Source organism: Campylobacter sp. RM5063 (assembly GCF_024723655.1).
GTDB lineage: Bacteria > Campylobacterota > Campylobacteria > Campylobacterales > Campylobacteraceae > Campylobacter_D > Campylobacter_D lari_D.
Genome location: NZ_JANQDA010000013.1, coordinates 38,390 through 50,844, shown reverse-complemented (window position 1 = coordinate 50,844; position 12,455 = coordinate 38,390). Strand labels below are relative to the sequence as shown.

Genomic DNA, 12,455 nt, shown 5'->3' with positions numbered 1-12,455 from the left:
TTTTATTATTTTTTAAATTAGTAATGGTATGATACAAATAATCATAATGTATATGAGCATTATTGGTATCTAATTTACTTGATTGAATTTTGAAATTTTCTAAAACTTCTTTCAAAAAAGGTAAATCATCTTCCATAAAAGTAGTAGTTGCACTATATTTGTCCACATCAGAAACTCTTTGGCAAAAACAATGATAAAATACATTTACAGCTACTACATCAAATTTTTTAGCTATAAAATTTCTATAACTTTCTAGAAAATGTATATTTGCATTAGCTCCATACCCACCTATGATAAAAACAATAGCTTTCATTTGCTTACTATCATCATAAGTGATTCTATATTCTAATTTACTTTCTCTTTTTATATTTAATTCTACATCATCACAAGAGTCTATAAAATAAGTTTCATTTTTAAGCATGTTAAGCCTTTTAGAAATTTTGATTAATTATATCATCAAAATTTCTAAATAAATAAAAATTATCCAAAAGCTCCATTTAAATAAGCTTTTGTTTTTTCTTCTTTAGGATTTTCAAAAAATTCCTTGCTCTCTCCAAATTCTACAAGTTCGCCTAGATGAAAAAATGCAGTATAATCAGCCACGCGCTTACCTTGTTGCATGTTATGCGTTACCATGATCATAGAAAGATTATGACTTAATTCTTTAATAAGCTCTTCTATAACGCTTGAAGATATGGGATCAAGCGCTGAAGTTGGTTCATCTAAAAGTAATAATTTTGGCTTTATGGCCAAAGCTCTTGCAATACAAAGGCGTTGTTGCTGACCACCTGAAAGTGCTAGAGCATTTTGTTTTAGTTTATCTTTAACCTCCTCAAAAAGCCCTACTTTTTTAAGACAATCTTCCACTAAAGCATCTTCTTCATCTTTGTTTTTGATCATCCCATGGAGTTTTGGAGCATAAGAAATATTATCATAAATGCTTTTTACAAAAACATTAGGTTGTTGAAATACCATTCCAACTTTTTTTCTAAGCACGACTAAATCTTGATTTTTAACATCTTTTCCATCAATCTCAACAAGACCATCGATTTTTGCTATTTTGTCATTCATCCTATTAAAACAACGCAAAAATGTGGATTTTCCACATCCTGAAGCACCTATTAAAGCTGTGATTTTATTTTTTTGAATTTCCATATTAATATCAAATAAAGCTTGTTTTTTACCATAAAATAAATTTAGATTTGTTGTTTTTGCTATCATTTTAATTTTCCTTGAAAATATCTTCTTAAAAGTATTGCTGCTAAATTTAAAATCACCAAAAGAGATAAAAGCACTATAATCCCTGCTGCTGTTCTTTCTAAAAATGCACGCTCTGGCATAGCTGACCATGAAAAAATTTGAGCAGGTAAAACACTTGTTGGCGCAAAAACACTATTTGCCACATCAGGTATAAAAGCTATCATACCTATAATCATCAAAGGCGCGGTTTCACCAATAGCTTGAGCTAAAGTTAAAATAGAACCTGTTAAAATCATAGGCATTGCCAAAGGTAGCATAATGCCTTTTATCATTTGAATTTTAGTCATGCCTAAAGCATATGCTGCATTTTTCATATTAATATCCACACTTTTTAAGGCAGCTTTAGTTGAAACAATAATAATAGGTAAGCTCATAATAGCCAAAGTTAATCCTCCAACTAAAGCACTAGAACGAGGCATCCCAAAAAGATTAATAAACACCCCAAGTCCTAAAAGTCCAAATAAAATACTAGGAATACTTGCAAGGTTATTAATACACACTTCTATAAAATGCGTAAATACATTTTGCGGAGCAAATTCTTCTAAATAAATAGCTGCTCCAACTCCTATTGGGATACTTACAACCATACATACTATCATCACAAGTAAAGTTCCAACCACAGAAGCAAAGATTCCTGAATTTTCAGGTGATTTAGAATCTCCATTAAGAAAAAAATTTGTGTTAAAACTTAGTTTTATTTCTTGCTTTTGAACTAATTCATCAACTAAAGTTTTTTGTTCATCGCTTAGTTTATTGTAGTTTTTTTTCATATATTGATCAACTTCAGAATTTGCTAAAAGCCAAGATTTTTCTTTGATTTGACCTGTTCTTATTTTCCTTTGTTCAGCACGCGATAAAAGCTCATATGAAGGGCTATTTCTATCAGCCTGGGCATAAATGTAAGTTTGCTTAAAAGCTCCTATCCCAAGATACCCTACGCTTGATAAAAAAATACAAAGAAAAATAAGGTTTATATAAAGCCCCATTTTACAGAATCTTTTGAAATTTTTTGAAGCTTTTTTTCTTTGTTTAAAAAGTTTTTTCATAAATTTTTCCTTTTATGGAAGCGATTTATCAAATAAACGCTAAAAATATTAATGATTAATGTAATAATAAAAAGCACAAGCCCTAAAGAAAATGCACTTAAAGCTAAAGAACTATCAAAAGCTTGATCGCCACTTAATGCTTCTACTATTTTTACAGTCACTGTTGTCATATCTTCTAAAAAATTCATTGTTAAATTTGGACGCAATGAAGCAGCCATAACAACAATCATTGTTTCACCTAAAGCTCTTGAAAGTCCTAAAAGACAAGCTGCAACTATACCTGGCATTGCTTCTGGTAAAATTACTGCAAAAACGACTTCTTTTTTAGTCATACCTAAAGCATAAGCTCCGTTTATCCTTTTTAAACTTACAGCTTCAATACAATCTTGTGAGAGTGAAGCCACTATAGGAACTATCATAATACCCATGATAAAACCTGCACCTAGGGCACTTTGAAAACTAGCTTCTATACCAAAAAGAGAAAAAAACCACACTATAAAAGGAGCTACAACTATGGCTGCGAAAAATCCAAAAACTACAGTAGGAATTCCTGCTATGATTTCTAAAATAGGTTTTAAATAGTTTTTAGATTTTTTACCTGCAAATACTCCAAGATAAATAGCACACATTACACCTAAAGGTAAGGCTGTTAGCATTGCTATTAATGAAATATAAAAAGTTCCCCAAAATAAACTCAAGGCACCAAAAACCCCATGCTTGCTACTTCCATCAGCACCTACAAATGCAGCATCTGCTGCCCACTGACTTGAGAATAAAAAAGTAAATACGCTTTCTTTTTGAAAAAATTTTAATGCCTCTATTAAAATAGTTAGCATAATAGCAAAGCTTACTACTACGCTAACAAAAGCACAAAGAAAAAGCGTTAATTTTATTATTTTTTCTTTTATCAATTTTTCATCCTAAAAATTAAAAAACTTTCCCTGCTTTAACAAGCTCATCAGTTAATAAACCTTTTTCTTCTATATGTTTTTGGGTTTGTTTTAATGTTTTTTCATCCAAAGGAACCAATCCTATTTTTTCTAATTCTGCTCCGCTTTTAGCTAAATCATCACTCATATAAATTTTTGCAAATTCAAATACTTCTGGATTTTTCTTAGCATTCATATATATAAACAAAGAACGAGCTAGTTTATATTTTCCTTCAGATATATTTTTCTCATCAGCTTTTACACCATCAATATCAACTGCATTAATCTTATCATCATTGCTAGCTAAAAATCCGTATCCAAAAAGCCCAAAAGCTTCTTTATCAACAGAAAGTTTTGAAACAATTAAATTATCGTTTTCTCCGCTTGGTATAAATGCTCCATCTTGGCGTATAGTTTTATATGCACCTTTATATTCAGGAATTTTTTTAGAAATATCTACCATTACAAGCTCTTCTATACTATCTCTTGTTCCTGAACTTGATGGAGGACCATAGATTGTAATTTTTCTATTTGGTAGATTTTTATTGATTTGTTGCCAATTTGTATAAGGATTTGGGACTAATTTTCCATCTTGTGGAATTTCTTTGGCCAAAGCTAAAAATAACTCATGTAAGCTTATATTTAATGGAGCATTGATTTTATTTTGAGCTAAAACTATGCCATCATAGCCTATCATAATCCCGACTATATCACTCACACCTGATTTTTTACAAGTTTCAAATTCACTTGGCTTGATTGCTCTTGAAGCATTAGAAATATCAGTAATTCCCTCGCAAAACACTTTAAAACCACCGCCTGTGCCAAGACTTTCAACTATAGGTGTTTTTGTATTTTTTATAGAAGCATACTCTTCAGCAACAAAAGAAGTAAAAGGATAGACAGTAGATGAACCTGCTATTTTTAATTCTGCTGCGTTTAAACTAACAAAGGTAGCCACACTTAAAGCCAAAAGTTTTTTCATTTTTTCTCCTTGTTTTAAAAAAGTAATGAAAATTTAAAAAAACTTGGAAACATTTTGGATACATGTATTTTTTGATATAATTTTATATGCTAAATGTTATTTTGATAGAAGATGATAAAGATTTAAATGAGTTAATTAGTTTAAGACTTGGTCAAGAAAATATAAAAATTTATAATTATTTTGATTTTTTTGACTTAGAAACCTTTCTAGATACAAATGAAATAGACTTAATCATCATGGATAGAAATTTACCAAGTGGCGATAGTGTAGAGATGATAAAACAATTAAGAAAAAAAGGTTATATGGAGCCTGTGATTTTTCTTAGTGCAAAGACTTTACAAAAAGATATTTTAGAAGGTTTTGAGCAAGGCTGTGATGATTATATATGCAAACCTTTTGATTTTAATGAACTTTTATTTAGAATCAAAGCCGTAACTAAAAGAAATAAAACTCCAAAAGAACAAATTTCTTATCAAGATTTTACTTTATATATAGAAGAGAGAAAATTAATTCATCAAACAAATACATTTGACAATTTATCAACCCTAGATGTAGAATTACTCAAGTGTTTTTTTAATCACAAAAATCAACTTCTAAGCCGTCAATTTTTAAGTGAGCAGGTATGGAAAAATGACACAACAAGCGATAAGACAATCAATACGGCTATTTTAAGATTAAAACAAAAAATTCCACAAATTAAAGAAAATATCATTTCAGTGCGCTCGGTGGGTTATAAATTGTGTTAAAAATCAGAAATTTTTTTGCTTTATTTTTTATATGTTTTTGTATATTTTTTATAGGATTGTTTTATTTTGTTAATGAGCAATATATAAATAACACTATAAAAAGCACTTATGAGCAAAAATTAAAAACCTTGAATGATACATTAAAATTTAGCATTATAAAAACACTCAATACAAACAACATTCAAGAATTTTCTCAACAAACAAGAGCAGATTTTATCATCAAAAAAGATGGAAAAATCATCTCATCTTTAGATGATTTTGATTTCTTTAAAAATCAATTTAACGCAGATTTTACACATGAATTTTTTAATAATAAAGAAATTTATTATAAAGCTTATCAATATGAAGGATATAAATACATCATCATTGTTTATCCAAAAATAAATGCAAAAATACAAGATTTTTGGATAAAAAATATTTTGATTTTTTTACTTTTTTTAGCAGTATTAACTGCAATATATATTTTTATATTTAACTTTTTTAAAAAATACTTTCAAGAATTACTTTTGTTTATTAAAAATATAAAGAGTCAATCAGAATTTCATTTTACAAAGAACTTTTTTTATGATTTAAATTCTTTAAATTTAAGATTATTAAAAATAAAAAAATTATTTTATGAGAAAGAATTACAAAATAAAAAACAAGCCAAAAAAATTAAAATGAAAAACACTCAACTTTCAAATTTAATCAGTGCTATTTCACATGAGTTAAAAAATCCTTTAAGTGTTATAAATTTAAGTTTGCAATCTTTAGAAAAAGAACATAATGATGAAACTATGAGAAAATTTATGCTTGAAAAAATTCACAAGCAAAGCGTAAAAATCAACCAACTAACACACAAACTAAATTTTGTTTTTAATTTAAATATCACATCTTTAAATGAAGAAAATTTTGATTTATATGCTTTAAGTAAAAATATTGTTGAAAATTTTAATGAAAGCAGGATTAAAATTCAAGGAGAGCAGACTTTCATAAAAGCAGATTCTTTTCTCATTGAGCAAGTTATTATTAATCTCATTAGCAATGCACTAAAATATAGTCAAAAAGATATTTTTATTGAAGTTAAAAACCAAGAATTTACTATACAAGATCAAGGCATAGGCATAGAGGAAAAATATTTAAAACTAATCACAAAAAAATTTTATAAAATCAATACTAGCCAAAACAATTCTTTTGGACTAGGATTGTTTTTAGTTAAAAAAATACTCACTTTACACAAAAGTTCTTTAAAAATTCAATCTAACCCACAAAAAGGTAGTGTTTTTTCTTTTAGTATAAAAAATACAAAATAATTTTTTTATTATTAATATCTTTTTAATAAAACTATATTAATATAATAAAGCAATAACACTTAAAGGAGAGAAAATGCTTTCAAAAGAAGTAGTAGCTTTATTAAATGAGCAAATTAATAAAGAAATGTATGCAGCAAATTTGTATTTGAGTATGAGTTCATGGTGCTATGAGCATAGTTTTGATGGTGCAGGGGCGTTTTTGTTCGAGCATGCAAGAGAAGAAAGCGATCATGCTAGAAAACTCATCACTTATTTGAATGAAACTGATTCTAAAGTAGAATTAAAAGAAGTTAAAAAACCTGATAGTGATTTTAAATCATTGCTTGATGTATTTGAAAAAACTTTTGAGCATGAGCAAAGTATCACTGCTTCTATTAATAATCTTGTAGATTTTATGCTTTCAAGTAAAGATTATTCTACTTTTAATTTTCTACAATGGTATGTAAGCGAACAACACGAAGAGGAAGCGCTTTTTAGAGGTATAGTAGATAAAATCAAACTCATAAGCGATAATGGCAATGGCTTATACATGGTAGATCAATACATCAAAAGTCTGACTAATAAATAATTTTTAGCTTCCATAAATTTGGAAGCTAAATATCTTTTAATTTAAAAGAATTCTTGCAAAATAAAAGTAAATTTGCTAAAATACTTTTTATTTAAAAGGATTTTTATGCAAATGAATGAAATTACTGATAAATTAAAATTTATACTCCAAAAAGAAGGAATAAAAAACGCCAAAGATTCTGATGTAGCTAAGATGCTAAATATCAATCCTGATACCTTTTATAGTATGAAATTTAGAAATTCCATACCTTATAAACAAATACTTCATTTTTTAAATGAGAGAAATATTAATATCAATGCGTTTTTTTATGAAGATTCCCTTGAGAGTAATACTCTAACGCATGATCTAAACTATAATGTTTTAAAATATTATGATGTTAATGCTTCTATGGGAGGTGGAGCTTTAAATGATAATGTAAGTTTTTCAGAAGTGATTATAGATGAAAAGCTAAGTGATTTTTTTGGCTCTAAAGATTGCGATATCATCCCATGTATAGGCGATAGCATGGAGCCTGAAATCAAAGATGATTCTTTGTGTTTAGTAGATAAAAGCAAAAGCTTTAAAGAAGGTGGAGTTTTTGCAGTAAATACCAGAGATGGTTTATTTATCAAACAAATTTTTAAAAGCAATAAAGGCGGAGTTTATTTACACTCTTTTAACCTAAGTTATGCGGATGTTCATTATCAAAATGGAGACTTTTTAATTGTAGGTAAGGTAGTAGGGACTATTAGTAGAATTTAATATTTAGCAAATAACTTCTTTTTCTATATGATAATTTTTATTATTTAAATTAATAAAAAGTTAATAAATTATATTTTTAAGTTAATTTTTATTAAAAAATAGTCAAAATTATGTTTTAAAAGTTAATAGATAATAAATAAGAGTGTTTTTATCTTTTAACAAAACTACATGAAAGGGAAGTTATGAAACATAAACTAGCTAAAGTCGCCACTTATGCTTGTTTAGCATTGGGCATTAGTTTGACTACACAAGCTTTTGCTTCTTCAGAGCCTAGAACCCTTGATGGTTATGTGGCTCAAGAAGATGCATTTTTTGATTATCTTTATAAAAATCACCCTATTTTTAAATATGAAAAAGAAGGGCGTTTGGTGGGTAAATTTACCCATAGTGATAGAACTGAAAATTGGGTTGTAAATCAAAATGGAGCTAAATTTGCTGCCGAGCATGATTTAAAGCAAGCCTCTATTACCTATCGTTTGCCTTATGAATCTTTTTTGGATTTTCCAAACAAATTTGTGGGTCCAAAAAAATGTGGCGAATGTCATCCTGCTCAATATGCTTCTTGGGAGCGCTCTCGTCATGCAAAAACCGTGCGTTTTCCACATGAAATGGAAGAAGTTGGTGGAGCTGAAGGTTTGAAAAAACCTATGTATAATTCTCAAGCTACTATTTTACCCGATGGAATTTATCCAAATGATGTTTATGCTCTCATTGGAACACCAAGAACAAAATATGGTTTTATAGATAGATGGCTTGTGCGTGGAACTTACCATGTTGAAGATGGAAATTTGAGTGATTTAAGTGGTAAATTAACCGCTGGAGGTAATCAATTTTCAAGACTTTGGAGTGAGTTTTTAACCCCTGAAATGGCACAAAAAATAGCTGCATTTGCACCTGGTTTTCCTACTAAAATGGAAGATTTTGGAGGAAATGGCTCTCAAGTATGGGGAACAAACTCTTATGCTGCAACTTATAAAGAAAAAGCGGTTTTCCAACCTGCTACTGCGTATTGTGAAACCTGTCATACTTTTAAATTTGACTTTAAAAGCAAGGAAGAATTTTACAAAGCACTGGGTAATCCAAAAGAACTTCAAAAACATACCATCTCAAAAGGTATTACTTGCGAGGAATGCCATGGGGCTGGAGCACATCTTTATGGAGCAAGAGGTGCAGGCATGCCATCAAATTGTGAAAGATGTCATCAAAGATTTTCATATAATGAAACCGATGCTAAAATCAATCCTAGAAAACCTTTCAACGCATATTTTAAATCAAGTTGCCCTGCGTGTGGAACAGAAGGTGCTCAAATGTATTCTTCAGCACACTACGATAAGGGTATGAGATGTAATACTTGTCATGATCCGCATGAAGTAACTTTTAATGATTGGAAAAGCGGTTATACTAAAACAAAACTTAAAAAAACTTGCAAAGATTGTCATGAAACTCAAGCAAGCTTTTTCAAAAAAGGTGGAATTCACGCAAAAGATAACTGTACAGCTTGTCACATGCCAAACATGATGAGTTGTGAAAACTTTGGAGCAGTTCAAAACCCTGATAAAGGTGGATTTGATAATGTTAGAGCTTCACATATTTGGAATATCAAAGTAGATAAAACCGCAAAAACACTTAATCCACCAGAAGGCAAAGAAAGATCGCCTAAAGTTGGTGGCTGGACCATAGCTAGAGATGATGAAGGTAGATTTTTCCTTGATTTAATGTGGAGTTGTGGTAGAACTAGTTTTAGTGATATTAACCTAATGGGTCCTGGTGCAAGTGGTTGTCATAGTCCTGTGCAATCAACCTTACCTGAAAAACTTCACTTTAGCAATCAAGAAATGATTTATGATAAAGTAATGCAGTGGCAAAACCCTGTTAAAGAAGGCTATGAGAAAATTAGAAAAGGCATAGCAAATATTGATAAAACTTTTGCTGAAAAAAATAAACTTTCAATAGAGCAAAAATCAAAAGTATTAAGCCTAACTAATCAAGCTCAAGCCATAGCTGATAGACTAGAAAAAGATGGTTCTTGGGGTGTTCATGGACCTGCTTATTCTAAGAAAATCATAGAAGAAGCTTTAATTTATATCCAAGAAGCACAAAATATCCTAAATGGTAAATAAAAACAAAGGAAGAATGAAAAATTCTTCCTTAAAATAAGGAGCTAGTCTTGAAAAATTTAATTACTCGACTTTTTATTGTGCTTTTTACTCTTTTTATGCCATCAGGATTTATTTTTGCTGAGGCTAATGGAGAAATAGGCTCAATAGAAGGTGTAAAAAGCATTAGCTTAGCACAAGCTCAAGAAATGCTAGATCAAAACAATACTTATTTTTTTGATGTCAATTCAGAGCAAGATAGACAAGCTAATGGTTATATACCTAATTCCATATCAACCTATGTGGAAAATTGGCAAAATTTATTACCTAATGATAAAAATGCAAATTTAGTATTTTATGGTTTAAATCGTTTTAGATTTGAAGCTTCTCAAGCAGCTGCAGTTGCTATAGAACTTGGCTATAAAAACTCTGTTGTAATGCTTGATGGTATAGAATCATGGGTAACTTCAGGTAGAAAAGTTGAAAAAATAGACACAGTTAAATGGGAAAAAGCTAAAGAAATTATCGAATTTAAAGACACTATCCACTCAAGATTTAAATTTAGCAATACCCCATCTTGTCGTGATTGTCATGCTCAAAAAGGTAAAGGCATTAGAGCTGATATTGCAGCAAATAAAAACTTAATCAATCAAAAATGTGCAACTTGTCATGAAAAAGCAAGCAATGCTTTAGCAAAAAGCGCTCATGGAGTAGAAAAGTTCTTACCCGCTCAAGATATGCAAAAGAAAAAAGAAAAACCATCTTGTGCGACTTGTCACTCTATTCATATTACCCCAAAACATTCAGGAATTTATTCACAAAAACAATTAGTCGATCAAAAATGCGCACAATGTCATAAACAAAAAAGTGCAACTTTTCATATGACTTTTCATGGTAAAGGTATGTTTTTAAGCACTCCAGGTGAAACTCCAAGTGTTGCTACTTGTTCTGATTGTCATGGAAAACATAATATTTTAAAATCAAGCGAAAGAAGCTCAACTCTCTCGCCAATTAACCGTGTTCAAACTTGCAAATCATGCCACCCAAATGCAAATGAAAATTTCGCAAATTGGATGGCACATGCTGATCATAGTGATGGCGAAAAATATCCTGGATTACATGGTGCTTATATATTCATGACTATTTTGGTCATTTCTGTATTTGTTTTCTTTGGAGCCCATACTATACTTTGGTGCTTGCGTTTAATTGCTATGCGTATAAAATATCCTAAAGAATGGAAAGAAGCAAGAAAAGCAGCACATGAAGATAAAGTAAGAGTAAGAAGATTTAGCACTTTTCATAGAATTCAGCATTTTTTTATGGCAGTTAGCTTTTTGGGTCTTGCATTCTCAGGCTTACCGCAAAAATTCTATGATTCAGCATGGGCTAAACTTATGATTGATTTAATGGGTGGAGATATCATTAACGCTGCAACTATACATCATATTTCAGCCATAGTAATGTTTGCAGTATTTTTCTCTCACATTGGAGAAATCATCATCGTAAATTGGAAACGCCGTGATGTAGCAAGGGATCCAATAACTGGCAAAATAAGCTTTATGAAAGTTTTAAAAGCTACTTTTGGACCTGATTCTTTAATGCCAAATTGGCAAGATTTTAAAGATATGAAAGATCATTTTAAATGGTTCTTTGGTTTTGGACCAAGACCGCAATTTGACCGCTGGACTTATTGGGAAAAATTTGACTATCTAGCAGTATTTTGGGGTATGTTTATCATTGGTATTTCAGGGCTTATTTTATGGTTTCCTGCTTTCTTTGGTAAATTTTTACCAGGTGAAGCAATCAACTTAGCAACCCTACTTCACTCTGATGAAGCTTTACTTGCTACAGGATTTATTTTTGCAATTCACTTCTTTAATACGCATTTTAGAGCAGATCGCTTCCCTATGGATATGGTGATTTTTTCAGGAAGTATTAGTGAAGAAGAGATTAAACAAGAAAGAAGCGTATGGTATAAACGCTTAAAAGAAAGTGGAAAATTAAGCACTTTATATGAAAATAAAAGTAACTTCAAAGCATATCAATGGCTAGCTAAACTTGCAGGATTTGCAATGCTAATCACTGGCTTAGTATTTTTATTTTTAATGCTTTATACTTTCTTTAACACTATCTTATAACCTTATTCGCTATAATAGCGAATAAGGACTTTTTCTAATTTTTTCAAGGATTTTAAATGTTTAAAACAATACTCTCACTTAGTTTTTTAAGTATTTTTTTTATAGCTTGTTCTAATGAAGAAAAATTTGATTCTAATTTAATCTCAAGCGGTACACAATTTTCTAAAGAAAATTTACAAAAAGCAAATGATTTAGATAAAAAATCTTATGAAGAAATAGCCTATTTATTTAAAGATAATACAAATATAAAAAGTGATGATAAAAACATTTTAATCATTTTCAGCGCAAATCACTGCTTATATTGTGATAAATTAAAAGAAGAAATTAAAAATGATAAAAAAATACAAGAACTTATAAAAGACAAATACAGCTCATATTATATAAATATAAGCTATAAAAAAATTCATACATTTTATAAAAACCATAAAAGTGACTTAAGTACAGCTGAACTTTCTAGTATTTATGATATAGTAGCCACCCCTACTATTGTAATTTTAAACAAAAACAGCCAAACTTTGCTAAATTATCCTGGTTTTATTAGCGCAAAAAGACTAAGCGCTACAATGGAGTTTTTAAATCAAAAAGAAAATCAAAATTTAGACGAAGCAGCCATAGCACAAAAACTCATACATTTTTATAAAGAAAATAATATTTAAA

At 29.6% G+C, this 12,455-nt stretch carries 12 protein-coding genes; 7 read left to right on the top strand and 5 right to left on the bottom strand.

All coding sequences use genetic code 11. The features are described from left to right. The 5 genes from CAMP5063_RS05760 to CAMP5063_RS05740 all read right to left on the bottom strand — a co-directional run. A partial coding sequence (locus CAMP5063_RS05760) for a DUF2920 family protein (protein ID WP_337194980.1) occupies positions 1–421 on the bottom strand: 421 nt, incomplete at its 3' end. Positions 422–480: 59 nt separating this feature from the next. After that, on the bottom strand, positions 481–1,221 hold the full coding sequence (pstB, locus tag CAMP5063_RS05755) for a phosphate ABC transporter ATP-binding protein PstB (protein ID WP_087700725.1): 741 nt from the start codon (positions 1,219–1,221) through the stop codon (positions 481–483). Then, the gene (gene pstA, locus CAMP5063_RS05750; protein ID WP_133318866.1) at positions 1,218–2,306 is read right to left on the bottom strand and encodes a phosphate ABC transporter permease PstA; all 1,089 of its coding nucleotides are present in this window, start codon (positions 2,304–2,306) and stop codon (positions 1,218–1,220) included. The genes pstB and pstA overlap by 4 nt, the downstream gene beginning before the upstream one ends. Beyond that, complete coding sequence (gene pstC / locus CAMP5063_RS05745; RefSeq protein WP_047208303.1) at positions 2,303–3,217, bottom strand: phosphate ABC transporter permease subunit PstC; 915 nt, start codon at positions 3,215–3,217, stop codon at positions 2,303–2,305. The genes pstA and pstC overlap by 4 nt, the downstream gene beginning before the upstream one ends. Before the next feature lie 16 nt (positions 3,218–3,233). Continuing rightward, on the bottom strand, positions 3,234–4,217 hold the full coding sequence (locus tag CAMP5063_RS05740; RefSeq protein ID WP_257928718.1) for a substrate-binding domain-containing protein: 984 nt from the start codon (positions 4,215–4,217) through the stop codon (positions 3,234–3,236). Between the two features lie 86 nt (positions 4,218–4,303). Here CAMP5063_RS05740 and CAMP5063_RS05735 point away from each other — a divergent pair, with 86 nt between their 5' ends. The 7 genes from CAMP5063_RS05735 (at position 4,304) to CAMP5063_RS05705 (ending at position 12,454) form a co-directional block, all read left to right on the top strand. Beyond that, positions 4,304–4,963 carry a response regulator transcription factor gene (locus CAMP5063_RS05735; protein ID WP_263664948.1) on the top strand — a complete coding sequence of 220 codons (660 nt, stop codon included), beginning with the start codon at positions 4,304–4,306 and terminating at the stop codon, positions 4,961–4,963. A 128-nt stretch (positions 4,964–5,091) separates the two neighbouring features. Then, positions 5,092–6,255: a sensor histidine kinase gene (locus CAMP5063_RS05730; protein WP_337194979.1), complete on the top strand. Its 1,164-nt coding sequence runs from the start codon at positions 5,092–5,094 to the stop codon at positions 6,253–6,255. A 73-nt stretch (positions 6,256–6,328) separates the two neighbouring features. Beyond that, positions 6,329–6,823: a non-heme ferritin gene (ftnA, locus tag CAMP5063_RS05725; RefSeq protein WP_220566403.1), complete on the top strand. Its 495-nt coding sequence runs from the start codon at positions 6,329–6,331 to the stop codon at positions 6,821–6,823. A gap of 105 nt (positions 6,824–6,928) precedes the next feature. Next, positions 6,929–7,564 (top strand): S24 family peptidase, encoded by a 636-nt coding sequence (locus CAMP5063_RS05720; protein WP_220566402.1) that lies wholly within the window; start codon positions 6,929–6,931, stop codon positions 7,562–7,564. Between the two features lie 182 nt (positions 7,565–7,746). Beyond that, on the top strand, positions 7,747–9,684 hold the full coding sequence (locus CAMP5063_RS05715) for a multiheme c-type cytochrome (protein WP_133318862.1): 1,938 nt from the start codon (positions 7,747–7,749) through the stop codon (positions 9,682–9,684). Positions 9,685–9,779: 95 nt separating this feature from the next. Next, the gene (locus tag CAMP5063_RS05710; protein ID WP_442863211.1) at positions 9,780–11,798 is read left to right on the top strand and encodes a rhodanese-like domain-containing protein; all 2,019 of its coding nucleotides are present in this window, start codon (positions 9,780–9,782) and stop codon (positions 11,796–11,798) included. A 56-nt stretch (positions 11,799–11,854) separates the two neighbouring features. Beyond that, entirely contained in the window at positions 11,855–12,454 is a 600-nt protein-coding gene (locus CAMP5063_RS05705; RefSeq protein WP_337194977.1) for a SoxW family protein, read from the top strand. Position 12,455 lies beyond the last annotated feature (1 nt).